Below are 26096 nucleotides of genomic sequence, written 5' to 3' on the forward strand. Positions count from 1 at the left end.
TCAACTCAATGGATGTGATTTTTATTATTATAGGAGCAATACTCATGCTGATGGGGATCATTGGCTCAATACTGCCGGTGCTCCCCGGGCCGCCATTAAGCCTGGTAGGCCTGCTTTTTCTTCAATTTCAGCAAGAACCACCCTTTACCACTAATTTTCTTTTATTCTGGACTACCATCACCATTGGCGTAGTGCTGATCGATTATTTTATTCCTGCCTATGGCACCAAGCATTTTGGTGGAAGTAAGTATGGTGTTTGGGGAACATTCATAGGTTTGGTCGTGGGGTTGTTCTTTGCTCCGTTTGGCATTATACTGGGACCCCTTCTGGGAGCACTAATCGGTGAGCTTATAGCAGGTAAAAATTCTAAACAGGCATTTAAGGCAGCCGTGGGCTCGTTTGTGGGATTTCTGTTAGGGACACTTCTGAAGCTTTGCGCCTGCCTGATGATGACCTATTATTTTGTCGATGCACTTTTATAACCTCATTCAATCCCTCTCCTTAATACACCATGAAGAAGTTAATTCCATCATATAGCATAATTGCGCAGCCAAAAGGGAGATGATTTCTCTATCTGAGGGTGCTATCAGCAAAAGGTTTAGCCTTTTGTTACTTAATCAAGGAAGAAGCAAGTCCTGAATGGGTGGAGTTTATACGGTTTGGCAGTATTACCACTGTCAATGCTTCTGAACAGTTAAGCTTTACGAAACTTTCGGAAGTTTAGTAAAGCCGCTGTTTAGTTCTGTTAAGTTTCCGGTATAAAACAGACGGCAGATGACCTGTCAGGTGACAGGTCGTGGGAGGAGGAGTTGAGGTTTTAGCAACATCAAAATCCCCTCTTGAGTGTCGAAGAGGGTATTCAGTCCAGAGAGAACCTGCCGATCGGCTGTTGCGGGGTGAGGTTGTAGACCCGCAAGCCAAAAAGCCAGGAATAATCCCTACTGGTTCTCGTATCCGGTATCGACTTTAAGGTTGGCGCCTTCAGCTGCACTTACAGCCAGCTCATCACATCTTTCGTTTTCGATGTTGCCCGCATGGCCTTTTACCCAGATAAACTTTACTTTGTGTTTTTTATACAGTGGAATGAACCGCTGCCAGAGATCGACATTGGCCTTGTTTTTAAACCCTTTCTTCTGCCATCCCCATATCCAGCCCTTTTCTACGGCGTCTACTACATATTTGGAGTCAGAATAGATCGTTACCGGCGTTCCCGCTTTTTTCAGTGCTTCGAGCCCTTTGATCACTGCCAATAGCTCCATTCTGTTGTTAGTAGTGTTTCTAAATCCTTCTGACAGCTCTTTGCGATAGGCTTTGCCATCGACTCTGGCCATTAACACAGTACCATAGCCTCCCGGGCCGGGATTGCCTTTAGCAGCACCGTCTGTGTAGATGGTGATCATTAAATAAGTATGTTTTCTTTGAAAATTTTAACAGCTATAGCCAATAATATTATACCAAATACGCGCCTTAAGATGGCGAAACCTGATTTCCCCAGCTTTTTTTCCAGCCAGTTGGTCGATTTCAACACTATAAAAACAAAAATGAGATTGATAACGATTCCTACCAGTATATTAGGTGTTTCGTATACCGCCCTGATAGAGAGAATGGTAGTAAGCGTACCTGCGCCAGCAATAAGCGGAAAAGCAAGGGGTACGATCGATCCTGCGCCATTGCTACCACCCTCATCGCGAAACAGAGTGATGCCGAGTATCATTTCCATAGCCAGTACAAACATGATAATAGCACCGGCTACTGCGAAAGAACCTATATCAAGTCCGAATAGCTTTAGGATGGACTGTCCCAGGAATAGGAAAGCTATCATCAACATCCCTGAGATTATTGTGGCTCTGCCTGAGTGTATTTTGCCTTCCTTTTTGCGAAGGTTAATCACAAAAGGCACTGATCCCAGGATGTCTATGACAGAGAAAAGAATGAGTGTAACGGAGAAGATGTCCTTGAAATTAAACATGTTGCAAAGCTATAATAAAATAGATGTATGAACAGGAGATATCTATTGTAATATATTCTTTTTTAAGAATTTTTGTAAAGCTTTCACCTCTTCTTTTTTCAGGCTCGGAAAGTTAGCGATCCTAAAAGTGGAGTCTTTTAGTTCACCATAGCCATTGCCAAGAGTTATTTCTTCTTCCTCGGCTTTTTTCTTAATTGCCTGTACATCTTCTGCTGTTCCTTCGAGTACGATCACCGTTTCTGATCTTACATTCTTATTACTTATATGCAGAGAAAAATGTTCACTTTCGGAGAAAATGGCTTCATAATTTCGCAACCTCTTCCTAAGCTTTTTTTCGATCTTGCCTATAGGCTTCCTGTTTTCCATAACACGCATAAGCAAATAGATGCCCAGTACGTTTGGGGTGTAAGGGGTTTGAAACTTTTTAATATTTTCAAGAATGAAGTTGAGGCTGTTGTAATGGCGACTCTCGCGGAGTTTTCCTGAACGCTCAATGGCTGAAGGGGAGCATATCATTATCGCGAGGCCGGCCGGCAGACCAAAGCATTTCTGTACAGAGGCGTACCAAATGTCTGCCTGGCTGAAGTCCAGGTATATGCCGGCCATAGAAGATGTTGCATCAACAGCTATCAGATGATCGGGATACTTCTTTCTCAGTTTAGCTATACGGGGTATGTTGACTTGCGTGCCGTTGGATGTTTCATTTTGTGTAATGCATATCACTCCGGTTTCAGAGGAGAGATCCATCTCTCCGGTTTTTAGTTCCTGTTCGGGGTCAAACTGGTAGCCGATAGCCTGGTACTTTAATTTCCTGGTATAGTCAAACCATTTTTTACCAAAGGCACCGTTGTAAAAATGATAACTGTTAACATCGATTAACGACTGGGCAATAATTTCCCAACACTCAGTGGCAGACGAAGTGAAAAGCACCACATAATCTTCCGGAATGTGAAGCCTTGATTTCAGCAAATCAATAGTTTCTTCACAGATTTGCATAAAAGCCTTGCTCCGGTGGTTAAGGCTAAGAATCCCCTGCTTATAAGCATCCTGTACATATTCCGGAATATTTTCGTCTACTCTGGAAGGTCCGGGGTAAAAACTAATCATTGCTGTTGCCTTTATTGATCAGGTAAGTTAGTGCCAGCAGGTACCCTTCAAGTCCAAGGCCTGAGATCATACCTATACACTCTTTGCTGATAATGCTTTTATGTCTAAACTCCTCACGAGCATAAATGTTCGAGATATGAACTTCGATAACCGGAGTAGTAACAGCCGCTATAGCGTCGGATATGGCCACCGAAGTGTGCGTATAAGCACCGGCATTGAGAATAATACCTTGATAACTAAACCCCGTCTCCTGAATTTTACCAACAATTTCACCTTCTATGTTAGATTGGAAATATTCAACATCTATATCATTGAAGTTCGATTTTAGCTGGTTGAAAAAAACTTCAAAGCTTTGGTGTCCGTAGACTTCAGGTTCCCTTTTGCCTAGCAGATTGAGATTAGGGCCGTTGATAATGATGATTTTCATTGAGTATAATTAGCTTTCAGTATTTTATCTCTGTTGTTTAAATTGGCCTAGGCCATTATTCTCCTTTGATATTTTTGATGATATTTTAGGAGTGAAGCATAAGGCCTATGCTCATTCTGAAAAAAATAATGCACCTTTATGTCGAAAATTGAATCATGAACTGGGACACCTGTATCAACCAATTTAAGAACTACCTCAAGCTTGAAAGGTCACTTTCCGAGAACTCCATCGAAGCCTATGTTCATGATATCGTAAAGCTAAAACAGTTTGTGGACTTGTCCAATTTAGAAGTTGGCCCCTTAAATATTAAAGTTGTGCACCTGCAGAACTTTCTTGAATATATCAACGAGCTGGGGATGACAGCGCATAGCCAGGCTCGCGTGTTGTCCGGGGTCAAAGCCTTTTACAAGTACCTGATGTTTGATGAGCTTATTGATAATAACCCTACAGCGTTGATCGAAGGGCCAAAGCTTGGCAGGAAGCTGCCTGACACGCTAAGCTACCACGAGATAGAGCAGCTTTTTGAAGCATTAGACCATTCCACGCCCGAAGGGCAGCGAAACAGGGCTATGCTTGAAGTGCTCTACAGCTCCGGACTGCGCGTTTCCGAGCTTATAGACCTGAGGCTGTCAAATATTTACACGGATATTGGTTTTTTAAGGATCATAGGTAAAGGTAACAAGGAACGGCTGGTGCCAGTGGGAAGGGATGCCCTGAAATACCTGAAAATATACATTGATGATGTCAGGGTACACCTCAACATTGCGTCTGGTCATGAAAACTATGCCTTCCTCAACAGGAGGGGGAAAAAGCTCACACGTGTAATGGTGTTCACGATCATTAAAAATCTGGTGAAGAAAGTCGGCATGAAGAAAACCGTAAGCCCCCATACCTTCCGTCATTCTTTTGCCACCCACCTCATAGAAGGTGGTGCCGACCTGCGTGCTGTACAGGAAATGCTCGGCCACGAGTCCATTACTACCACGGAAATATACACCCACCTCGACCGAGACTACTTGCGGCAGGTAATACAGGAGTTTCATCCGAGAAGCTGAGTTTTAGAGGTAATCGGTAGATCAGTAGGCAACCGGCAAGAGGCAGCAGGCAAATAACTCTACGAAGTAAACCAACCCTCAGCAACCAGAAAACCGTACACTTCGATGTTCAAAATAGTACACTTTACATGTCCTCGACGTAGTTCTGTGGTGTGGGGCTTGGTTTTATGCGTTGGCATATATGTTGAAGGCGTTTCGAAATAATATACTCTCAACAGCGTTTTATCTTCATGGAAAAACTTAAAGTATTTTTCTGGCGGTGCTCAGGGGCTAACCTTGCTTTGCTAAAGCGGTGCCCTACGGATTCCACCAAGTATGTTGGCATTGGAGCTACCATATTCTTTACAGGTATTTTTGCTGCTCTTGCGGGTGGTTATGCTCTTTATACGGTGATGGGCAATGTGTGGTGGTCGGCACTTTTTGGAGTGGTTTGGGGCTTGATGATCTTTAACCTGGATAGATACATTGTGTCTAGTATGAGGAAGGAAGGGCGCTGGTGGAAGGAGCTGCTGATGGCGACTCCGAGGATTTTGCTGGCGTTGTTGATTTCGCTCGTTATTGCCAAGCCATTGGAGATGAAGATCTTTGAAAATGAGATTAAAAGTGAGCTGACAGTAATGGAACAACAGTTGTTTTCGCGACAGGAAGGGGAGGTGAAAAGCAGGTTTGAGACGGACAGGCAGCAGTTGTCCGATGAGATAACGGCTTTGAAAGCGGAAATAGCAGATAAGACAGCTACCAGAGATGAGCTGCGGCGGATAGCCAGGGAGGAAGCGGATGGAACCGGAGGTACAGGCAAACGCAACCCCGGTCCCGTGTATAAAATAAAAAAGGAAAATGCAGACAGGGTGGATGCGGAGCTGTCAGAGCTAAAGGCAAAGAATAATGAACTGATAGCGCAGAAGCTTACCCGGCAGCAAAAGATAGATGAAGTGTTGAAAGGAGAAATGTTAGCCATGGAGCGGCAAAGCCTGGATGGCCCTGCGGCTCGTATGGAAGCCCTTGACCGTCTTACAAGCCAGAGTGAAGCTATATACTGGGCCAATCTTTTTGTGATACTACTTTTTATAGCTGTAGAAACCGCCCCTATTTTTGTGAAGCTTATTTCTAACCGGGGGCCTTATGATAACCTGCTGAAAATAGAAGAGCATGGTTTTGACGTGCAGCAGATAGAAGTAATGGCGGAGGTAAATGCCCTGATCAAAGAGAGAGCCAAAGACCTTTCCATGACAGAGAAGGAATTCATTATAGACAGGCTGGATGTACGGTTAAACAGATCATAACCGGACTGGAAGTGCTTCAAGTCATTTGTATTCTTCCCTAACTTCATCCGTATTGGCGTAGCATACAGGACTGCTGTTTTGCGGATGGGTATTCGCTGACTTATTACTTTTAACCGGTGTTTTATTGTCTTTATTTTTCTTTTGTTTATTCATATTCTGTGTTGACCTGTAATTCAAGATAACTGGAATTTCTTTGAATTAAAAGTGGAGGATTAAGACATTTACCTGAATTGACAGAAAAGGCGTTTTCGGATTGATCTTATTACCCTGATAAGACTGTAATGTTAAGGCCTCTAAAGAAGAAAAAAACTATATCTTTGCAGAAAATTTCCCAATCAATTGATCGCCGTGTATAAATTTCTTTTACGCCCCCTGTTTTTTAATTTTGACCCAGAAAAAATACACCATTTTACCTTCGACATGCTTAAGTCGGTTGGCAAGGTAGCCGGTATGAAAGCGCTATGGCGTAAACTTTATAGTGTTGAAGATAAAGCCCTGGAGAGACACTATTTCGGGCTTACCTTCAAAAACCCGGTAGGCCTGGCCGCAGGCTTTGATAAAGATGCGAAATTGATCGATGAATTGGATTGCTTTGGTTTTGGGTTTATAGAGATAGGCACGGTAACACCAAAGGCACAACCAGGCAATGATAAGCCGAGGCTATTCAGGCTCCCTGCTGATCAGGCCATCATCAACCGGATGGGCTTTAATAATGGTGGGGTGGAAGAGGCTCTTGGGAGATTGAAAAACAGGAAGTCTTCAGTGATTATTGGTGGCAACATCGGTAAGAATAAAGTTACTCCCAATGAAAATGCCTTTGATGATTATAAATATTGCTTTGAAACACTATTTCCCGAGGTTGACTACTTTGTGGTGAATGTAAGCTCACCCAATACCCCCAATCTTCGGGCACTTCAGGACAAGGAACCACTTACACAACTCCTGAGCGGATTGATGACACTGAACAACCAAAAAGAAAAAAAGAAGCCGATCCTCTTAAAAATTGCTCCCGACCTGACAGATAGCCAGCTTCAGGATATTGTTGATATTGTAAAGGAGGTACAGCTTGATGGGCTGATTGCCACTAATACTACCATTTCCCGAGCAGGACTGAATACCTCAAAGGAGAAAATAGAGACTATTGGTGCGGGAGGGCTGAGTGGCAGGCCACTTCGCGAAAGGTCCACCCAGATACTGAGGTTTCTGCGAAGCAAGCTTGGCAAAGACTTTCCTATCATATCAGTCGGAGGTATTATGTCTCCCGATGATGCTATCGAAAAACTACAGGCGGGCGCTTCGCTTATCCAGGTCTATACCGGGTTTATTTACGAAGGTCCTGCGCTTATTAAAAAGATCAACAAAGCTTTGTTGAGACAGTGAAATATTAAAGAGTAACAAGCTGAAATACAAAAAGAAAGGCTACTCTAAATAATTCCCTTATCCGGTCGTTCAAATACTCCGGATTTTATTAATTTTAATATATAATCTATAGTTTCAGCGCTCTTGTGATTTTGAAAATCCTGTGCACCGAATACATTTTTTGCATTGGTCGGGGCGTTATTTTTTTGTTAGATTTGTCTTTTTTAAAACATGGCCAAGAATACTTATAAATCAAACACTTTTAAGCAATCCAAAAAGGAAAAGAGTAAGAAGAAGCTGAAGATTAACTTTGGTTTTTTGAAGGATAAAAGATTCCAGCTTACTTTTGGCTTCTTCCTTTTGATCAGCTCGCTGTTTTTGTTTACAGCGTTCATTTCATACCTTTTTACAGGTAAGGCTGATCAAAGTGTGGTTGAGGCGATAGGCCAGACAGGTATGCTGCAATCAGGGCGTGAAGCTGATAACTGGCTTGGGCTTTACGGGGCATTTATTTCCCATTACTTTATATTCAGATGGTTTGGCCTGGCAGCATTCTTCACACCCCCATTACTGTTTTTAATTGGCTACAGGATAGTTTTTAAAAAGGAGATCATATCCATATACTCTACTTTTGCCTTTTGTCTCTTTTTTACACTTTGGTTAAGTATTTTACTTGGGTACCTTGTATTTAGCTCAGAGGGGGTTTCTGAGTGGGGTTTCCTTAGCGGCGGTATTGGCTATCAGCTTTCTATCATACTTGAAGGACTCATTGGCTGGGGTACACTTCTCTTGCTCATATTTTCCTTGTTGGCTTTTATTATTTATTTCTTCAATGTAACTACAATCCTGGACTTCAAAGGTAAGGTAAAGGAGGGCGTAGAGGGGCTAGAGAAGGAAGTTGCAGAAGCCAAAGGAGCATTGACTGATGATGAAAGTATTGAAGGCTACCCGGATCAAGAGGATAACTGGCCTGTAAGTGAGCAGGAAATCATAACGCCTCCGAAAGAGAATAACAACAATAAAAAGGAGATCGTATTAGAACAAAAGCCCAGGGATGAGGTGAGAAAGCCGGAATTTGAGCTTGATGTAACTATCCCCGAAAAAGAGGAACCTGCTGATGAACCGCTGTTCTCAGTGGAACAGGACACCGAAGAAGAGGAGAAGGTTTCCACACAACAGAATTATGACCCAACGCTTGACCTGAGCTCTTATAAATATCCAACGATTGATCTGCTGGATGATTTTGATTCCGGGAAGGTGCAGGTAACCAAAGAGGAACTGGAACAGAACAAGGACAAGATCATCGAGACACTGGTCAATTTTAAGATTGGTATCTCCAGTATCAAAGCTACCATAGGCCCTACCGTTACACTGTATGAAATAGTGCCCGAGGCCGGGGTGAAAATCTCCAAGATCAAAAACCTTGAAGATGATATAGCTCTCAGCCTTGCTGCTTTGGGAATCAGGATTATCGCACCTATTCCGGGTAAGGGTACTATAGGTATCGAGGTGCCAAATAAGAACAGAGAGATGGTTGGTATAAAATCAGTACTGTCGACTGAGAAGTTTATGCGAAGCGACAAGGAGCTGCCTGTTGCTTTGGGTAAGACCATTTCAAACGAAGTACACGTGATTGACCTGGCCAAAATGCCTCACCTCCTGATGGCCGGAGCTACCGGGCAAGGTAAGTCAGTCGGGCTCAACGTGCTTCTGACTTCACTTCTGTACAAAAAGCATCCGTCTCAACTCAAATTTGTGCTTGTTGACCCTAAAAAAGTGGAACTAACACTTTTTAATAAAATAGAGAGACACTTTCTGGCTATGCTGCCTAATAGTGCTGAAGCTATAATCACCGATACCAAGAAGGTGGTGCACACATTGAACTCTTTGTGTATTGAAATGGATAACCGTTATGATCTTCTTAAAGAGGGTGGTGCTCGGAACCTTAAGGAATACAATGCTAAATTTATTAACAGAAAACTGAATCCTGAAAAGGGGCACCGATTTCTTCCATATATTGTTCTCGTAATTGATGAGCTCGCAGATTTAATGATGACAGCAGGCAAGGAGGTAGAGACGCCGATAGCCAGGCTTGCACAGTTGGCAAGGGCCATAGGCATTCACCTGGTAGTAGCTACTCAAAGACCTTCAGTAAATGTAATTACAGGTATTATTAAAGCTAATTTTCCAGCAAGGCTATCATTCCGGGTAACATCAAAGATCGATTCCAGAACTATTCTTGATACAGGTGGGGCAGATCAGTTGATCGGACAGGGAGACATGTTACTGTCATTGGGCTCCGACATTATTCGTTTGCAGTGCGCATTTGTAGATACGCATGAGGTGGAAAGTATTTGTGAGTATATCGGAGCGCAGAGAGGCTATGAGTCAGCCTATATGCTGCCCGAGTTTGAAGGAGATGATGATAGCTCCGGGGTAGGGGAAGTAGACCTGTCAGATCGTGATGCACTTTTCGATGATGCGGCCAGGCTTATTGTCATGCACCAGCAGGGGAGTACATCTCTGATCCAGAGAAAATTGAAATTGGGCTATAACCGTGCCGGCAGGCTTATAGATCAACTGGAGGCAGCAGGTATAGTAGGGCCGTTTGAAGGAAGCAAGGCAAGAGAAGTGTTGATTCCTGACGAATATAGTTTGGAACAATTATTGAATGATCTGAATTAACTAACTTTGCAAACTATATTTTCAATAGAGTAAATAACAATCGAATGAAAAACATCACTTTTTTAATGATATTTTTGCTTGGAGGGCTTGTAACTTTCGCACAGAACGACCCACAGGCAAAAGAAGTTTTGGATGCAATGAGCGCCAAATACAAGAAGATCCCTGCGTATACTGCTGATATAACCTCAGCTCTCATTAATGAGGTTGATGGTATCAATGATGAGTTTGGTGGCAAAATCACGGTGAAGGGTGAAATGTACAAACTTGAAATGGATGATCAGGTAGTGATAAACAACGGCACAACGGTGTGGACGTACCTTCCTGATGTAAACGAGGTAAATATTGATACTTATAACCCTGATGAAGATGAGATTTCGCCTTCCAAGATATATGATGCCTATAAACATGGTTATAAATACTTGTTTGTGGGTGATGAAACCGACAATGGTACTGCTGTATCGGTAATTGACCTTGTCCCTAACGATAAAGACGCTCAGTTTTTCAAGATCAGGCTCTTTATAACAAAGAAAGATCATAGCCTTAAAAGCTGGACCATGTTTGATAAGTCTGGTAACAAGTACAAATACACTATTAAGAACTTTAATGGTAATATATCACCAAAAGATTCTGTATTTACGTTTGACGCGACAAAATACCCTGGTGTAGAGATTATAGATCTGAGATAAGAGTAGGAAATTTCTTAAGAAAACAAAAGAGCCACATTTTCATGTGGCTCTTTTGTTACAAAGTGTTTTTTCAGCCTGATAAGATTCCTCTCAGATAGTCGTTATTACCGAAATGGCGCATATTGTGCTTTATACTTAACTACACGTTTAGAATTGAATATTGGGATCATGATTAATGATGACAGTACCAAGACTAACTGGGTTGTGGAAGTGGTATAATTACACTTGCTTTTACTTCTAATATTCTGCCATACTTGTAGCAGCGCATATCCTATGATAGAATAAGCGCGTTTGGCCAAACCACTCTTCATGCATACTTCCTTTTGTAATAAAGATTTTGTTTTTATCTTTAACAGATGCTTAACAGGCGGTAAAAGTGGATGATTAACAGTTTAAAATCATGAAAACTGCCTTGGATCGAAGAAGTTAGTAATATTAAAATTTCTATAAATTTATTTCACAACTAGCTGATTATCATGTGTAATCATGCCTTAAATGCAAATCGGGCGGCGAAATAACTTGTGCTTTAGTGTGAATCTATAGGATATATTTAGTATCTTTTCCGATCGTGAGGCTACTTTGACCATAGCCTTTTACTTTTTAAAAGCAATTTTCATAATTTTTAAAATTTCGGAGTAACTAGAATATATGGCTAAGCTGAAAAATATTATCAAGCAATTATCCAACAGGGATTTTCAGGCAATACATGATTCACTATTAGAAAGCAATGCGGATAAATCAGCTTATCTTATTAAAGCTATGAGGGAAAGGCAGCTTTCTGATACCAAGATTATGCAGGAGCTGGATGTTAATACCAATGCTTATTATACCCTTCGGTCAAGGCTTAACCAAAAGATTGAAGAATACTTAATCCAGCAGATGGAGAGCCCCCGGACGGATATTCTGAAGAAGGTTGCGAACATCAATGAGATTATTTTTACCAAGAAGAAGGCCATTGCTATAGCTACACTTAAAAAGCTTGAAAAAGAGCTGCTTGACTATGATTTATCAAACGAGTTGACGATTGTATATAAGTCATTAAAAAAGTTGCACATCAACTCTCCCGATTACTTCAACTATTCTCAGTTATACAACAGACATGTGGCCTATATGCTGGCTGTAGACAAGGCGGAAGACTTGCTGGCGGAGTACTTTAAGAAATACGGGTATTATGCGCTGTCGGGCGATGATACGGATAAGCTGGGTCTTACCTTACTCTTGAGGGAAACTTATAATGTAAGTGCATTGTATGAGTCTCACCGCTTATACGTATACTATAGCTGTATGGCTATTTTTCACCGGCTATTTGTGGATCATCAGGATACTATGGACGATGACCTGGAGCCTATTGAGGATATTCTTGATAATGTTCAGAAGATTTTCGGCCAGTACCAGATGGATTCTATATACTACCATCTCAACCTGGTATTTGAGTTTTTGAAGCTTGAATATTATAATCACTACAAAGTATACAGGAAGGCGGAGAAATACTACGAGGAAGTTAACGATGCCGCAAGTAACCTGCTTACCAGCTATACCTTGTATACTTACCCTGCGCAATTTTTGGTCACGAAAATGCAGCGCCATATAAGAATGAACACCACCAGGGAGATTTATGAAGAAAATGAAGGTCTTTTTCATGATTTCGAAATAGACAAGCTCGACGCACCTACTTATGTAACCTACGCTATGTACCGGGCGCTATCATGTTATTATGTAAATAAGTATGATGAGGCCGGTAAGTGGATCAATAACCTGCTGAATGAAGTAAGCCTTAAAAAGCTTCCTCATATGCAGTTGGAAATCAAGATACTTCTGGCACTTCAGTATTGCCTTCTCAATGATTTTGATCTCTTTAATCAGTTGATCAACAGTATTCAAAGACAGATAAGGCTACTTGGCAAAGATAGTTGTGAGCATATACTGTTGCTTTCTAAAATTTTAAAGGTATCTATAAGCGATATTAAAAAGAACAAAGCGGAGAAGATCAGAGGTATGGTTGCCAAGATTAAAAAGTTGGAAACCAACTATTTCTCACCTACATTGATGCTAAAACTCGATGAAGAGTTTGTTGAACGCCTGACTTCTAAAGCGTAACAGAGGCCTCTGCCCTTTGCTCAAATAAGGAAGGCAGGTCTTTTGCCCTTGGGGATGTGGGCACGAAAATTATGCCCTTACATGGACGAGGAGATGCTATCGGTTAAATATTCTTTTAGATGAGATTGAATAAAACCAAGGCAGTATGGTCTGAAAGGGATATTATCTCTGTTTTGACACATTGTCTTCCGTCGGTGACACTGAACAGATAAGCTTTACCAAATTTTGGGAAGTTTAGTGAGCCACGATTGTAGTTCTTTTAGGTGACATAAAGGAACGTTACCAGTGAGGGTTGTTAGGTTGGCGAAACTACTAAGCTTTTATGCCGCCATATCGCTGGATCAAGCGGAATTTCTGGGGAGATCCCAAATTTTCACCTCTTTACTGACAGGCAGTTGTTAATAGCAATCGGCAAAAGCAGTTGGCAAACTTATATACTATAACAATAAACGCGGTTTACTGATTTTCAGTGGCAAGCTTCACATTACTTATTGTACTTCCCAATCCATTTACTCCATAGGTTTGCGCGTGATCCATATCGCTGACGTCCATTTGTAAGAATTAAGCTTGCTCAATTCAATATTCAAAGATGATCTCTGCTGCCGTTTTTCCTTTGGTGAGGATTAAAAAGTCCATTGACTCTTATGTAGGGCAACGGACTACAGATTGTAAAGCAAAGTATTTTTTAAATACTGAGTTTTTCCAGGTTCTCCTGAGAAAGTGGTTTGTTAATGTATTGCTTAACGTAGCTATACTTTTTTGATTTATTCACATCCTGAGGGTTGATTGAGGAGGTAAGCATCACGATCTTGCACTTGTTTCGGGTGCTTTCCGAAAGCTTCTCAAATTCATCGAGAAACTGGAAGCCATCCATCAACGGCATATCGATATCGAGGAAAATAACATCAGGTAAAACTTTGTCAGATATCTCTTCAACCTTCTCAATATTCTTAAGAAATTCTATAGCACTTTTAGCACCGGTGTGTGTATAAATGTACTTTGATATATCTGCTGCTTCAATCATTTTCTGATTAATGAGGTTATCTATCTCATTATCATCGATTAACATTACAGAAATATATTTCTTTTGGTTGTCTGACATATGTTTTAACGATTATCTAAGCTAAATATAAACTATAAGCGAGTAATTACAAAATTATTTCTAACACTTAAAGAGGCCACCAAGGCAGCGTGATAGCGTTGGGAGTAAGCATGCCCACCCCATATTTTGTGCATGGGGTGAGCAGTGTTGAATATTAAAAATCGAACTTTATTCCCTGAGCAAGAGGGAGTTCTGTGCTATAATTAATGGTATTTGTCTGCCTTCTCATGTAAACTTTCCAGGCATCAGAACCAGACTCACGTCCGCCTCCGGTTTCTTTTTCACCACCAAAAGCACCACCAATTTCTGCTCCTGAGGTACCAATATTTACATTGGCTATGCCACAATCTGAACCCTGGTGAGAAAGGAACCTTTCGGCTTCTCTCATATTGGTGGTCATGATGGCTGATGAAAGTCCCTGAACAACCCCATTTTGCATATCAATGGCTTCATCAATGGTGCTGTATTTCATGAGATACAGAATAGGAGCGAAGGTTTCTTCCTGGACTATTTGCAGGTCATTTGAAGCTTCGGCTATAACCGGTTTTACATAACAACCCGATTCATACCCTTCTCCGCTGAGTACGCCACCTTCCAGTACGATACTGCCACCCTGAGCTTTTACTGCCTCCAAAGCCTGTTCATACATCCTGACGGCATCTTTATCTATGAGTGGCCCTACATGGTTCTTCTCATCAAGCGGATTACCTATCCTCAGTTGCTTATAAGCGTTGGTGAGCTTGTTTTTTACATCTTCATAAATGCTATCGTGGATAATCAGCCTTCTGGTAGAGGTACAACGCTGGCCACAGGTACCTACGGCCCCAAACAACGCTCCGGTGATGGCTATTTCCAGGTCTGCATTTTCTGTCATTATTATGGCATTATTGCCGCCCAATTCCAGAAGTGACTTGCCTAGTCTTGCCCCTACAGCTTCACCTACTTTTTTACCCATTCTTATTGAACCTGTAGCAGATACCAGAGGTATCCTTTTATCATTAGACATAAGCTGGCCAATTTTGTAATCTCCGTTGACAACGCATGACACGCCCTCCGGTACATTATTGGCTTCAAATACTTTGGTTATAATGTTCTGGCAGGCAATGCTGCACAACGGGGTTTTTTCTGAGGGCTTCCATATACATACATCGCCGCAAACCCATGCCAGCATGGTGTTCCATGACCATACAGCTACAGGGAAATTGAAGGCAGAGATAATACCTACAATGCCCAGTGGGTGATACTGCTCATACATACGGTGGCTTGGCCTCTCCGAGTGCATGGTTAAACCATGAAGCTGACGCGATAAACCTACGGCGAAATCACAGATATCGATCATCTCCTGAACTTCACCAAGACCTTCCTGATATGATTTTCCCATTTCATAAGATACCAGTTTACCCAGGGCTTCCTTATACTTACGGAGCTCTTCGCCGATCTGCCTCACCACTTCACCTCTTTTTGGGGCAGGTATCAGCCTCCATGATTTGAATGCATTTTCGGCTGTTTTTACTATTTCTTCGTATTGCTCTTCTGTAGTAGTACTTACTTTGCCTATCAGTTTTCCATCTACAGGGGAATAAGATTCAATAAGCTCACCTTTCGAACCCAACCACTTCGTACCAGTTGAAGAACCTGAATTTTCCGTTTGAATTCCTAACGCCTTTAGCGCTTCACTTATACCAAAGTTATCGTTATTCATGATTTGATTTTTTATTTAAAGTGCAAAGCTAAAGAAATGTGGGAAAGGATAGGCGCTCCTTTGTGAAAAAACAATCGATTGAGAAATATAATTTGAGGTTATGCCTTTGTTTACGACAGTGGGCGTATAATGGAAATGATATTACCAGTCAACACCAAATACACCCTTTTCTCCGTCAGGATAGATGCCTTCTACAAGGATACCACCGCTCTTGTTTTCCATGATTTGGTTGAGGTCTCTGATATCACTCACCACCATTTTGTCAATTTTGGTGACGATAAAGCCTTCTGCAAAACCGGCTTCTTTCCATTTCCCTTTTTTTATGGATTTTAGCCTTACGCCACCCTCAATATCATATTCGCTCAACTCTTCAATACTAAGATTTTCCAATATGGCCCCTTCGAGTTCATGTTCATAGCGGTCTGCTACCAGTTCAGTGCTTCCTTCGGTGTTTTTGAGTATGGCAGCTACTTTGCTTTTGATACCACCTCGTATGTAAGTCACCTGTATTTCGTCTCCGGGCCGGTTGCGGGCTACCAGCTCCTGAAGTTCGGAAACATTGGAAACCTCCGATTCATTTATTGCCGTGATAACGTCTCCGGGCTGTAAGCCTGCATCTTCAGCAGAGCTGTTTTTGTTGACATAGCTTATAAATACGCCACTCACTACATTGATACCTTCCGCATCTGCAATGGAGGCATTCATATCTCCAATTCTAATGCCCAACAACCCTCTTTGTACTTTTCCGTATTCCAGCAGGTCGTCCATTACCTTTCGCACCAGGCTTACCGGCACTGCAAAAGAGTAACCTGAATAGCTGCCGGTAGGAGTGGCAATTGCTGTATTAATGCCGATCAGTTCACCATTGAGATTGACCAAAGCACCTCCACTGTTCCCAGGGTTTACGGCAGCATCGGTTTGTATAAATGATTCAATCTGAAGATTATTTTTATCTCTGAGAATACCAATATTTCTAGCCTTTGCACTGACTATGCCGGCAGTAACTGTGGAGTTGAGGTCAAAAGGGTTGCCAATGGCTAATACCCATTCTCCCGGCAGGATTTTGTCAGAATCACCATATTTTACATAGTTAAGATCTGTTTCATTTATTTTAAGCAAAGCCAGATCGGTGGTAGGGTCCGTGCCAATTATTTTGGCAGGGTATGTACGGTTATCATTAAGCACCACTTCTATTTGACTGGCGTTTTCGATTACATGATTATTAGTAGCCAGGTATCCGTCATCTGAAATTATAACCCCGGAACCGGATGACTGAGCGGGGCCTCTGAAAACTCCTTCCAGAGGGTTGATGCTATATTGGCCGGTGGCATATAGTGCCCTGATATGTACCACGCCCGGCACTACTTTGTTGGCGGCATGTATGAAGTTGAGTCCTTTGGGAACAATTATGGAGGTGTCCGAAATAAGGCTGGCATTAGATACCTGCTGCTGGCGTTCTGATATGGATTTATAGGATTGAAAAGATGTATTGTTGCCCGATAAGTAAGTGAAAATAATGGCACTGGAAATAAGTGCTCCAAAGACTGATGAAAGAAAAATACCGAAAAAGAACTGCCGCTTACTCATATGCCTGTTGCTAAAAATGTTTTTGTAATAACGATAATTCGCGGCTTTCAGTTTAATAATGTAAGGAAATTGTACATGTTACTGTTGTCTTTCTTCCTGTAACTTTTTCAGTTCAGTCATTTCGTCGCGTAACTTTGCAGCTTCCATGAAGTTTAGCTCCTTGGCAGCTTTTTCCATGGCCTTTTGTGTTTTGTTGATAAGCTTCTCCAGTTCATCTTTGCCCATGTAAGCCACAACCGGATCAGCCGCCACTGACGGAGCTTCTTCACCTGTATAGTACTTCTTGCCACCTTTCTTTTTATCTGCAACGCCAGTTTGCTGAAGGATTGACTCTTTAGAACGCAATATGGTAGTAGGAGTAATGTTGTGTTTCTCATTATAAGCCATCTGTATGCTTCGTCTTCTGTTGGTTTCATCTATTGAGGTCCTCATGGACACTGTGATGCTGTCGGCGTACATGATCACCATTCCGTTCACATTTCGTGCAGCGCGGCCTATAGTTTGTATCAGCGAACGTTGATTACGTAAGAAACCTTCTTTATCCGCATCCAGAATCGCCACGAGGGATACCTCAGGTAAGTCAAGACCCTCTCTGAGGAGATTTACTCCAACGAGTACATCAAACACGCCCAGTCGCAGCTCTCTCAGGATCTCAACCCTGTCGAGGGTATCCACCTCACTATGAATGTAACGGCACTTAACACCCGCGCGCTCCAGAAACTTCGTGAGTTCTTCTGCCATACGTTTGGTAAGTGTGGTTACCAGCACACGTTCTTCCCTTTTTATTCTTTCATCAATTTCTTCCAGCAGGTCATCTATCTGATTAAGGCTTGGCCTTACTTCTATGATAGGGTCGAGAAGCCCCGTGGGCCTGATGATCTGCTCAACAACTACCCCTTCTGATTTCCTAAGTTCGTATTCCGAAGGAGTGGCACTAACATATACCACCTGGTTAAGCATGGACTCAAACTCATTAAATGTGAGCGGCCTGTTATCGAGTGCGGCGGGCAGGCGAAAGCCAAAATCAACAAGGTTTACTTTCCTTGAGCGATCTCCACCCCACATGGCCCGTACCTGAGGTACAGTTACATGGCTCTCATCAATGATCATTAAATAATCGTCCGGGAAATAATCGAGCAGACAGAACGGTCTGGCGCCGGGCTTTCTGCGGTCAAAGTAACGCGAATAGTTCTCGATACCAGAGCAATAGCCCAGCTCACGCATCATTTCAATGTCAAATTCAGTGCGCTCCTTAACCCGCTTGGCCTCAAGGTGCCGGAGTTCTGTTTCGAAGTGATTTACCTGTGCTACAAGGTCATCCTGAATTTCATGTATGGCAGCGTGGAGGAGATCCTTACCGGTAACGAACAAATTGGCAGGAAAAATAGAAATGATTGTTTCTTCAGAAATAGTTTTTCCCGATTCTGGATCAATCATTTGTATTGACTCGATTTCATCGCCCCAGAAAATAATACGGTAAGCAAAATCACCATATGCAACAAATATATCTACGGTATCTCCCTTTACACGGAAATTACCTCTTTTAAATTCTGCTTCCGTTCTGCTGTACAGGATATCGACAAGGGCAAAGAGCAGTTTATTTCTGGCTATGGTTTCACCCACTTTTAGTTTTATTACATTCCTGCCAAATTCTTCAGGATTACCAATACCATAGATACAAGATACTGAAGCCACTACGATAATATCACGCCGGCCGGTAAGCAGGGAGGAGGTCGTACTCAGTCGCAGTTTTTCAATTTCTTCATTAATAGAAAGGTCTTTTTCTATATAAAGGTTAGAAGAAGGAATAAATGCCTCGGGCTGGTAGTAGTCGTAGTATGAGATAAAATACTCTACTGCATTTTCAGGAAAAAACCTTTTGAACTCACCGTATAACTGGGCAGCCAGCGTTTTGTTATGACATAGCACGAGGGTAGGCCTGTTTACGTTGGCTATTACATTGGCCATGGTGAAGGTTTTACCAGTGCCGGTTGCTCCCAGAAGTGTCTGGAATTGTTCGCCTGATTCAAGTCCTGCTGTCAGTTCATCAATTGCTTTTGGCTGATCGCCGGTTGGAGTATATTCACTGCTTATCTTGAATTTCATAATGAGTTCCTGTGATCCTATTCAAATCTAGAGATTAACGGATAGAAAAGGGTAAGGGTTTGAAGGAAAAAGACAGCAGCCAGGATCTTCTTTAGACGAAAGGTAAAAATACGCCCTTACCCAGCAGGCAAGGGCGTTCTATATAGTGTTTTAATTGATTATTTCCTTAAATAAATAGTGCACAGGTTTGAGTACATCATGGTCTGTGGGTCTCGCAGGAATTGCATAAAATCATCTTTAAATTTTTGCGCAAGCTGTTTGCTGCCCAATATCTCTTCAAATTTTGGCAGCGCAATTTCCATTTTTAAGTCCCAGAGGTAGTCATTCTTCTCATCGATTTTACCCACAATGAAATGGTACGGGCGGATGTCAATGTGCTCCAGTTCAAAACCAGCCAAAAGCCCGTAATGGAGAAGCTTTCTTCCTATCATAGGATCAAAACCTGTTTTTGATAATCCGTCTAATACCTTGTCCAGGTTTTCAATAGTTTCCGGATAGTGGAAAAGCAGTTGACCATCAAGATCCTGTAGCATTACCAGCCCATTTTTTTTGCATGCACGATACATTTCCTTTATGCCTTCAACAGGCTCCTTGAGGTACTCAAGTAAAAATCTGGTGTAAAGAAAGTCAGTAGAATTATCTTGCAGGGGAAGTTCATAAATACTTCCCATGGAGAAATCGGCATTGTGAATGTGCTCGCATTTTTTTCGGGCATTTGCCAGTCGTTCTTCGCTTAGGTCAATGCCTTTAACAGATGCATTTTTAAATTTTTTGGCTATAGAAGAAGCAATGGCGCCAGCACCGCAGCCTATATCTGCTATTCGTGCTTTGGTATCCGTTTTTAAATATGGTAATATAAAATCTTCGATGAATTCATCCGTGTTCACTTTGGCATCCAAACGGCCAGCTTCACGAGGGTCGTCCATAAAGTATTTTACTTGTTTTACGTTAGGTGTATTCATTTATAATTGATTTATGGGGTAATGGTTCCGTTTTAAGAAACCTTTGATTGTTCATTTTTCATTAATAAGTGTTGATGAACCGCTTCTAGTTCATTGACAAGGTAAAGGCACCACTTGTCCAGAACAGTATTATCACAGGTAAAGAAGTTATATGTTCTCATGGTGGACCCGCCATAAGCAATGACGAGTTCTTCATACTCAGGGTCTATCAGCAAAGGAATTTGGTTAATGTCTGCCCTCAAATATTCATTACTTAAGTGGTAGAGCATAGAATTCAACACTTCATTTAGCGTCCATTCCGGCTGTTTTGAGTCAAGGATTATTTCGGTTGAGTTTTCTAAAAGGCTGAAATTTAAGCCGGCCGAAGCTTTATTAATCAAAGTAACACCGAGTATGTTGTTTTTGTTATCTTTAAACGCCAGGACTTTTCGGCTTCTTGACAGGCCGTATTTTTTATAATGCTCGTCAAGATTTGAAAGGTTGAAGTCATCCGTGTCCAGGTCTTGTACCCAGGAGTAAAACTTACCGCGTTCTGAATTTACAAAATGTAGTATATCGGCCTTGTTATCTACATTTAACTCTTCAATATGAATTGAAGAATTTGTTAATTGAATGGGTTTGAGTGGATAACTTAGGAAACTAAATGTGTGCAGATGGCTGTGCAATGATCCTGCCTCAGCTTCCAGATATGAAAACATGTTATTGGCAAATCGGGTCTTAGGTTGGTAGTAAACCTGAATTGCATTATTTACCATAATATCTTCCTTGAGAAGCTCCAGAAAATGAAGTAGAATCAAACGTGTATTTTCAGGTTGATTAGAAACCATATGCTGAATGAGATAGCTGCGAGATGTGCTTCTCCATGCTGATACTGAAGCAAACAGGTCTTTTTCAGGACGGTTGTATGTAAGCAACAAAAAGTACTCCCATGGCATATCTAGTGCCATGCTCCAGTTGGCCTTTATCATGGGATAGAGATACCGCATTTTCTCTTTTTTCTCCTGATATAAAAAATTGTACTTGTCGTAGCACTGAAAAAGGTCTTCGACTTTTATTCCGTTTACATTTGCACCTATCATATCTTTTTTTAGTATGAAATTTATAAGAATAGCGGTACAACTGAAATGAAATAATTAAGGTTCAACTACATAGGTAATAATTTATCACTTATAAAATTCTTAATAATCCTGGTAGCTTATTAGAGGGAGTTTATGGGATATAGTTTATGATAAATATCATAAAACCAGATAGATAGATTATGTAAGTTTTTTCGAGGAAATATAAGTTCTCTCTGTAAAACACGTTGAAACGCGCAAATATCACAGAGAGAACGGGGAAGCTTTGGTATCAGACGGATTGTTTTGTGCCCTGGTGTAACCACTCATTGGCATCATGCTCTGAGTTAAAGACCTTATATAAAAGTCCCATTTTTTTAAATTCAGGGTTTTCCTTCAGGTCGTTTACAGACAGTTGAGTGAATACGTTTTCGTTTAATATTACGGCAGTTTTTGTCACTCCCATTTTGATGATTGCAGGTGCATATGTTTTAATAAACCAATCGTTGGCTTTTGAAAATGGACCAGAGAATTTTCTGACATCTTCAATCAGGTGTGAGACATTATGTTTTTTGATCAATTCGAGAGATTCTTCATGAGCCTTAATGATATTCTCCACATCTAAAAAGCCATTCCAGTTAAACATCAAGGTGTTATTATCGGCGAGTGAAAAAGTCAAATACGGCACTTTAGATCCGCTTTTAGTTAATTTAAGTAGTTCTTTCATTACTTTAATAGTATTTAGCTTCGATAAATTCTTTAAAGATAGTACCTAAATGCCCATTTCTCTATGAGGTTTGGCTCTATACATTACTTCGTAACTTTATATCCATGATCCTATAAAAAAAACGTTTTTAATAGGAAGGCAATGAATTGTAAACCATTGTATAATAGATATTTAATTCAATTAATGAAAGATGGGATGTTGGTGGAGAGTGAAGTAATTTTGCACTGTAACTCAAAGGAGTAGCTATAATATCTTTCTTTTTTGAAGAAAAACTTACAGGAAAATGGCGTTTAATTCCAGATTTTCCATGACATTTCAGCCTGCAAATGGAGCATTTCAATGCCATTTTTGATCATTGCTCCATGTTCCTGTCCCATCTTAAGGAAACGGGTGACTTCCGGATTATAAACGAGGTCATAGAGGTAATGATTATTTGAAATCAGAGAATAGTCAAGGTCGGGAGCGGAGTCAATCTGAGGGAGCATTCCCAAAGGAGTGGTGTTTATAATAAGCCGATGGCTGTTTAGTACTTGAGGGGTTTCTTTTAGAGAAGAGTAGCTAAGGGTTTGTCTTGTTGCTTTACGTGATACTACCTGATAAGGAATAGCCAGGTCTTTTAAAGCTGCAATTACCGCCTTTGAAGCCCCTCCTGTGCCGAGTACCAGTGCATGAAGCTTTGACGCTCCAACCCAGTTAACAAGTGACTCTTTAAAGCCGAAGTAATCGGAGTTAAACCCTATTAATTTACCATCTCTGACTTTAATGACATTGACAGCCCCTATTTCACGGGCTTTTTCATGAACTTCATCAAGCATGGGTATGACTACTTCTTTATAAGGAATAGTAACATTTAGCCCTACAATGTCGGCTTTACTGTGTACCAGTTTACTAAGCTCAGCGATGGAGTCTAGTTCAAAAAGCTCATATTTACAGGTATGGAGACCTTCATTCTCAAATTTTTCAGTAAAGTATTTTTTTGAGAATGAGTGAGATAGTTTCTTGCCGATTAAGCCATACAAACTCATTTTATAGCGGTGTTTTAGTCTTGTAGTTAGCTATTTTCTCGATGGCAACAACAATAAAAACCCCCAGAGCCATAAATAAAATGGCAACTAATACCTGGGGATATTCTCCCAGTTCCTTATAGTATTCTCCCGGAAATACATTTCTTGTAATATAGGCGACCTGCTCTCCATGGCTGTTAACTCTGAATTTAACCGGTATTTTCCACGGCCAAACCTTGTTCAGGCTCCCGATCATGAAACCTGAAAGAAGCCCGATAGCCAGATTATGATAGTTTTTTAACAACCATGAGATGGCTCTTACAAATGATAGAAGACCTACTACGCAGCCAAGGGCAAAAATTACCACAGTGAAAATATCGAGAGTGCTCAGCGCCGTCATCATATACTCATACTTGCCCAGTATAAGCAGAATAAACGATCCTGAAATGCCCGGTAGTATCATTGCACAAATGGCTATTGCACCGGAAATGAAGATGAACCAAGGTTCGTCAGGTGTTTCGGCAGGTGTAGCCTCTGTAATGAAATACGCAATGGCCACGCCAGCGATTATGGCTACAATAACCCCGACCGTCCACCGGTTGATCGCCCTTAGTACCAGTATAGCGGAGATGATAATAAGTCCAAAGAAAAAGGACCACAGAGGGATAGGGTGGTTTGCCAGAAGGTAAATGATGAGCTTGGCAAGTGTAAGAAAGCTGGTGATGATCCCAAGAAATAGGGGCAACAGGAATTTTCCATTGATCTTTTTCCAAAATGGAATGATCTGAAGGGTAAATAACAGCCTGAAAGCTTCGAGATCAAATGCCTTTATTGAGTCGAGTAGCCTTTCGTATATGCCGGTAATAAAGGCAATGGTCCCTCCGGATACACCTGGCACCACATCGGCGCCACCCATGCCCACACCTTTGAGGTAAATGAGCAGGGTTTCCTTCAATTTATTCATTTAGTACGCTCAGCTTTTTTCGTTTAACGAAAGAAAATGGTTAAAAGTATCGCCTCTTAATCCCAAGCGTATTGTTTCCAATGGAATAACTTCATTGGGAGCTATATTTCCGAGGTTAACATTTGCACCAAGGAGTTTTATAAACCAGACTTGCTGTGCTTTTTGGGGAGCTTCCCAAATAATTTTTTCGAATGGAATCTTTGTTAAGATTTCCTGTACAAGTCCTGATCGGACTTCTCCGGTAGAGCGGAATAGCCCTACATTACCACCTTCACGTGCCTCCCCGATTACTTTCCATGCCCCGGCATCAAGCTCGGCCTGCATCAACTTTATCCATTGATAAGGAGGAATGATCTTTTCTTCGTCTTTCGAGCCTACCTCGGATAAAACGGTTACTTGTTCAGACAATTTGTTAATCAGGTCACACTTTTTATCATGGTCCAGTTCAATTGATCCGTCAGAAACCTCAGCGTACTGTAAATTATACTTGTCTAAAACTTTTCTGTAGTCGTCAAACTGATCCCTCACTATGAAAGATTCGAATAATGTACCTCCGAAATAGACCGGAATACCGGCATCATGATATACTTTTATTTTTTCTTTTAGGTTGGGAGTGACATAAGAAGTTGCCCAACCCAGCTTAACAATGTCTACATAACCTTCGCATATGCTTAAAAAATCTTCAACTTCACGTATGCTAAGGCCTTTATCCATAGCCATAGTAAAACCATATTGCCTGGGCTTTGTAGTTCGCTCAGGAATGTTGTTTAAAGTATAATTCATTAGGAATTCTCTTTTCTAAATTGATCAATGATTTTGTATAGAGCCTTCTGAGTTTCAAGTTGTGGGAAAAACTCAAAGAGGACTTCATGTTTATCAAAGTCCAAAATTAACGCATTTTCCAAATAATTAAAGGCTTCTTTGTATTTGCCTGCAGTTATGAGGTAGGCAGTAAGCCTGTAGAAAAAATCTGCGTCATCGGGATTATCTGCTAATCCACTGATAATCAAGTCTATAGCTTTTTCGTATTCTCCCTGTTCATAATAAATGTATGACCAGTCAAGCCAAATTTCCTTATCCTCAGGAGTTAACATGCTGGCTTCTTCATAGGCATCTATACTGGAAACGATGTTTCCGATTTTATATTCGGTCTCAGCTACAGCTTTCCAGTAATCCGGGTTTTCATGGTCCAGCTTAAGTGCTTTGTTGTAGAAATGGAGGGACTGATACCATTTTTGCTGCATGTTAAGACATTTGCCGGCACCAAACCAGGCTTCGTCATACAGGCTGTCCAGTTTGGTTGCTTTCTGGAAATACTTGAGACCCAGATCGTATTGCTGCATTTTCTCATAAACCGTAGCTATCTGACAATAGACTTCCGGGCTGGGACCTTCAATATCTATGGTTTTTTTGTATGCATCCAGTGCCTCGGGATATCGTTCCATTTGGGCATAGGTGTTGCCCATGTTAAAGTAGGCGGAGGAGAAATTATCTTCTATTACTATGGCATAGTCATAGGCTTTGATCGCTTCTTCATAGCGGCCAAGTTTGTTATAGACTATACCTAGGTTATACCAGGCAGCCTGAGAGTAAGGGTCTGCATCTATAAATTGGTTGTAATAGGAGATGCTGCTCTCGAGTTCGCCCGTAATATCCAGGCAGTAAGCCAGCTCGTACAGTGCACCATCGTGAAAAATGTTTTCGGCAATGGCGCTTTTGTAGGCATCAATGGCTTTCTCATAGTCTTCCATGCTTTGGTACGCCAGGCCTATGCTATAATATACTTCGTCTTTTTCTTCTGCAAAAGGAAGGGATTCCACGTAGGTATCAATAGCTGAAACATAGTTGCCCTGGAGAGAAAAAATGGAACCCTTGAGCAGGTGTATCTCCGAGTCATTAGGCTGGAAAGATTCTGCCTTTTGAAGTAGCTCCAAAGCCTCTTCATATTCTTCAAGGTTACTAAGTACCTGTGCTTTGGTTACAAGTAGTTCTATAGAGAAGGGGTACTGCTCTGCGGCCAGATTAGCTGCGTTGAGTGCTTTTTTATACTGCCCCCGCTCAATGTAGAAGCCAATGATCTGCTCAAAACTATCAAGTTCAAAAAAGTAACTTGCCTTATTCTTAATGTGATCTTCGAACCTTTTGATCAGTTCGTTTTCTTCTTTTCTCTTAAAATTCTCAGCCATTCAATCACCTCAACAGTTTAAACAATTTAGTTA

Annotated in this window: 23 protein-coding genes; 7 read left to right on the top strand and 16 right to left on the bottom strand. The window is 41.3% G+C overall.

Translation table 11 applies throughout. From position 1 onward, the window contains the following. Positions 1-8: 8 nt before the first annotated feature. Entirely contained in the window at positions 9-482 is a 474-nt protein-coding gene (locus LVD17_RS14260; RefSeq protein WP_233767775.1) for a DUF456 domain-containing protein, read from the top strand. A gap of 456 nt (positions 483-938) precedes the next feature. Here LVD17_RS14260 and rnhA read toward each other — a convergent pair whose 3' ends face one another. From rnhA to aroQ, 4 genes are read right to left on the bottom strand one after another with little or no spacing between them, the layout of a single operon-like run. Beyond that, positions 939-1400 carry a ribonuclease HI gene (rnhA, locus tag LVD17_RS14265; protein WP_233767777.1) on the bottom strand — a complete coding sequence of 154 codons (462 nt, stop codon included), beginning with the start codon at positions 1398-1400 and terminating at the stop codon, positions 939-941. After that, positions 1400-1969 carry a MarC family protein gene (locus tag LVD17_RS14270; RefSeq protein ID WP_233767778.1) on the bottom strand — a complete coding sequence of 190 codons (570 nt, stop codon included), beginning with the start codon at positions 1967-1969 and terminating at the stop codon, positions 1400-1402. Before LVD17_RS14270 ends, rnhA begins: the two co-directional genes overlap by 1 nt. A 42-nt stretch (positions 1970-2011) precedes the next feature. Then, positions 2012-3076 (bottom strand): aminotransferase class V-fold PLP-dependent enzyme, encoded by a 1065-nt coding sequence (locus LVD17_RS14275; RefSeq protein ID WP_233767780.1) that lies wholly within the window; start codon positions 3074-3076, stop codon positions 2012-2014. Next, positions 3069-3503 carry a type II 3-dehydroquinate dehydratase gene (gene aroQ, locus LVD17_RS14280; protein ID WP_233767782.1) on the bottom strand — a complete coding sequence of 145 codons (435 nt, stop codon included), beginning with the start codon at positions 3501-3503 and terminating at the stop codon, positions 3069-3071. Before aroQ ends, LVD17_RS14275 begins: the two co-directional genes overlap by 8 nt. Before the next feature lie 155 nt (positions 3504-3658). Between aroQ and xerD the strand changes: the two genes are divergently transcribed. Together xerD and LVD17_RS14290 are read left to right on the top strand one after the other, a co-directional pair. Beyond that, entirely contained in the window at positions 3659-4558 is a 900-nt protein-coding gene (gene xerD, locus LVD17_RS14285; RefSeq protein WP_233767783.1) for a site-specific tyrosine recombinase XerD, read from the top strand. Positions 4559-4788: 230 nt separating this feature from the next. Continuing rightward, entirely contained in the window at positions 4789-5841 is a 1053-nt protein-coding gene (locus tag LVD17_RS14290) for a DUF4407 domain-containing protein (RefSeq protein WP_233767785.1), read from the top strand. Between the two features lie 21 nt (positions 5842-5862). Here the strand turns inward: LVD17_RS14290 and LVD17_RS28485 are convergent, their stop codons facing one another. Then, positions 5863-5994, bottom strand: coding sequence for a hypothetical protein (locus LVD17_RS28485; protein ID WP_255702589.1), 132 nt, complete (start codon positions 5992-5994; stop codon positions 5863-5865). A 195-nt stretch (positions 5995-6189) separates the two neighbouring features. Here LVD17_RS28485 and LVD17_RS14295 point away from each other — a divergent pair, with 195 nt between their 5' ends. From LVD17_RS14295 to LVD17_RS14310, 4 genes are all read left to right on the top strand, one after another. Continuing rightward, a complete protein-coding gene (locus LVD17_RS14295; RefSeq protein WP_233767787.1) occupies positions 6190-7221 on the top strand; it encodes a quinone-dependent dihydroorotate dehydrogenase in 1032 nt (343 codons plus the stop codon). Positions 7222-7431: 210 nt separating this feature from the next. Then, positions 7432-9885, top strand: a complete 2454-nt coding sequence (locus LVD17_RS14300; RefSeq protein ID WP_233767789.1) for an FtsK/SpoIIIE family DNA translocase — start codon at positions 7432-7434, stop codon at positions 9883-9885. A gap of 44 nt (positions 9886-9929) precedes the next feature. After that, complete coding sequence (gene lolA1, locus LVD17_RS14305) at positions 9930-10571, top strand: outer membrane lipoprotein periplasmic chaperone LolA1 (RefSeq protein ID WP_233767790.1); 642 nt, start codon at positions 9930-9932, stop codon at positions 10569-10571. Positions 10572-11219: 648 nt separating this feature from the next. Then, positions 11220-12668: a hypothetical protein gene (locus tag LVD17_RS14310; RefSeq protein WP_233767792.1), complete on the top strand. Its 1449-nt coding sequence runs from the start codon at positions 11220-11222 to the stop codon at positions 12666-12668. 685 nt (positions 12669-13353) lie between these two features. On the opposite strand, the gene LVD17_RS14315 is transcribed toward LVD17_RS14310, so the two are convergent. From LVD17_RS14315 to LVD17_RS14365, 11 genes are all read right to left on the bottom strand, one after another. Beyond that, positions 13354-13770, bottom strand: coding sequence for a response regulator (locus tag LVD17_RS14315; RefSeq protein ID WP_233767793.1), 417 nt, complete (start codon positions 13768-13770; stop codon positions 13354-13356). A 154-nt stretch (positions 13771-13924) separates the two neighbouring features. After that, a complete protein-coding gene (gene amaB / locus LVD17_RS14320) occupies positions 13925-15472 on the bottom strand; it encodes an L-piperidine-6-carboxylate dehydrogenase (RefSeq protein WP_233767795.1) in 1548 nt (515 codons plus the stop codon). A 141-nt stretch (positions 15473-15613) separates the two neighbouring features. Continuing rightward, complete coding sequence (locus LVD17_RS14325; protein ID WP_233767796.1) at positions 15614-17059, bottom strand: S1C family serine protease; 1446 nt, start codon at positions 17057-17059, stop codon at positions 15614-15616. A 78-nt stretch (positions 17060-17137) separates the two neighbouring features. Continuing rightward, positions 17138-19165, bottom strand: a complete 2028-nt coding sequence (uvrB, locus tag LVD17_RS14330; RefSeq protein ID WP_233767798.1) for an excinuclease ABC subunit UvrB — start codon at positions 19163-19165, stop codon at positions 17138-17140. 158 nt (positions 19166-19323) lie between these two features. Continuing rightward, a complete protein-coding gene (locus LVD17_RS14335) occupies positions 19324-20127 on the bottom strand; it encodes a class I SAM-dependent methyltransferase (RefSeq protein ID WP_233767799.1) in 804 nt (267 codons plus the stop codon). 32 nt (positions 20128-20159) lie between these two features. Then, a complete protein-coding gene (locus LVD17_RS14340; protein WP_233767802.1) occupies positions 20160-21206 on the bottom strand; it encodes a hypothetical protein in 1047 nt (348 codons plus the stop codon). 268 nt (positions 21207-21474) lie between these two features. Continuing rightward, positions 21475-21909, bottom strand: coding sequence for a hypothetical protein (locus tag LVD17_RS14345; RefSeq protein WP_233767803.1), 435 nt, complete (start codon positions 21907-21909; stop codon positions 21475-21477). A 290-nt stretch (positions 21910-22199) separates the two neighbouring features. After that, positions 22200-22934, bottom strand: a complete 735-nt coding sequence (locus LVD17_RS14350) for a shikimate dehydrogenase family protein (protein ID WP_233767804.1) — start codon at positions 22932-22934, stop codon at positions 22200-22202. Between the two features lies 1 nt (position 22935). After that, positions 22936-23877 carry a DUF368 domain-containing protein gene (locus LVD17_RS14355; RefSeq protein WP_233767806.1) on the bottom strand — a complete coding sequence of 314 codons (942 nt, stop codon included), beginning with the start codon at positions 23875-23877 and terminating at the stop codon, positions 22936-22938. A 9-nt stretch (positions 23878-23886) separates the two neighbouring features. Further along, complete coding sequence (locus tag LVD17_RS14360) at positions 23887-24660, bottom strand: phosphosulfolactate synthase (protein WP_233767808.1); 774 nt, start codon at positions 24658-24660, stop codon at positions 23887-23889. After that, entirely contained in the window at positions 24660-26063 is a 1404-nt protein-coding gene (locus tag LVD17_RS14365; RefSeq protein WP_233767810.1) for a tetratricopeptide repeat protein, read from the bottom strand. Before LVD17_RS14365 ends, LVD17_RS14360 begins: the two co-directional genes overlap by 1 nt. Positions 26064-26096: the final 33 nt, after the last annotated feature.

It is taken from the genome of Fulvivirga ulvae (assembly GCF_021389975.1).
Lineage (GTDB): Bacteria > Bacteroidota > Bacteroidia > Cytophagales > Cyclobacteriaceae > Fulvivirga > Fulvivirga ulvae.

Bases quoted from the DNA above. Each gene is read 5' to 3' on its own strand.
- LVD17_RS14260 (WP_233767775.1), top strand. From the start codon at position 9: ATGGATGTGATTTTTATTATTATAGGAGCAATACTCATGCTGATGGGG.
- LVD17_RS14360 (WP_233767808.1), bottom strand. From the start codon at position 24,660: ATGAATTATACTTTAAACAACATTCCTGAGCGAACTACAAAGCCCAGG.
- lolA1 (WP_233767790.1), top strand. From the start codon at position 9,930: ATGAAAAACATCACTTTTTTAATGATATTTTTGCTTGGAGGGCTTGTA.
- uvrB (WP_233767798.1), bottom strand. From the start codon at position 19,165: ATGAAATTCAAGATAAGCAGTGAATATACTCCAACCGGCGATCAGCCA.
- rnhA (WP_233767777.1), bottom strand. From the start codon at position 1,400: ATGATCACCATCTACACAGACGGTGCTGCTAAAGGCAATCCCGGCCCG.
- LVD17_RS14300 (WP_233767789.1), top strand. From the start codon at position 7,432: ATGGCCAAGAATACTTATAAATCAAACACTTTTAAGCAATCCAAAAAG.
- LVD17_RS14350 (WP_233767804.1), bottom strand. From the start codon at position 22,934: ATGAGTTTGTATGGCTTAATCGGCAAGAAACTATCTCACTCATTCTCA.
- LVD17_RS14325 (WP_233767796.1), bottom strand. From the start codon at position 17,059: ATGAGTAAGCGGCAGTTCTTTTTCGGTATTTTTCTTTCATCAGTCTTT.
- LVD17_RS14275 (WP_233767780.1), bottom strand. From the start codon at position 3,076: ATGATTAGTTTTTACCCCGGACCTTCCAGAGTAGACGAAAATATTCCG.
- amaB (WP_233767795.1), bottom strand. From the start codon at position 15,472: ATGAATAACGATAACTTTGGTATAAGTGAAGCGCTAAAGGCGTTAGGA.
- LVD17_RS14310 (WP_233767792.1), top strand. From the start codon at position 11,220: ATGGCTAAGCTGAAAAATATTATCAAGCAATTATCCAACAGGGATTTT.
- LVD17_RS14315 (WP_233767793.1), bottom strand. From the start codon at position 13,770: ATGTCAGACAACCAAAAGAAATATATTTCTGTAATGTTAATCGATGAT.
- LVD17_RS14345 (WP_233767803.1), bottom strand. From the start codon at position 21,909: ATGAAAGAACTACTTAAATTAACTAAAAGCGGATCTAAAGTGCCGTAT.
- xerD (WP_233767783.1), top strand. From the start codon at position 3,659: ATGAACTGGGACACCTGTATCAACCAATTTAAGAACTACCTCAAGCTT.
- LVD17_RS14270 (WP_233767778.1), bottom strand. From the start codon at position 1,969: ATGTTTAATTTCAAGGACATCTTCTCCGTTACACTCATTCTTTTCTCT.
- LVD17_RS14335 (WP_233767799.1), bottom strand. From the start codon at position 20,127: ATGAATACACCTAACGTAAAACAAGTAAAATACTTTATGGACGACCCT.
- aroQ (WP_233767782.1), bottom strand. From the start codon at position 3,503: ATGAAAATCATCATTATCAACGGCCCTAATCTCAATCTGCTAGGCAAA.
- LVD17_RS14355 (WP_233767806.1), bottom strand. From the start codon at position 23,877: ATGAATAAATTGAAGGAAACCCTGCTCATTTACCTCAAAGGTGTGGGC.
- LVD17_RS14290 (WP_233767785.1), top strand. From the start codon at position 4,789: ATGGAAAAACTTAAAGTATTTTTCTGGCGGTGCTCAGGGGCTAACCTT.
- LVD17_RS14340 (WP_233767802.1), bottom strand. From the start codon at position 21,206: ATGATAGGTGCAAATGTAAACGGAATAAAAGTCGAAGACCTTTTTCAG.
- LVD17_RS14365 (WP_233767810.1), bottom strand. From the start codon at position 26,063: ATGGCTGAGAATTTTAAGAGAAAAGAAGAAAACGAACTGATCAAAAGG.
- LVD17_RS28485 (WP_255702589.1), bottom strand. From the start codon at position 5,994: ATGAATAAACAAAAGAAAAATAAAGACAATAAAACACCGGTTAAAAGT.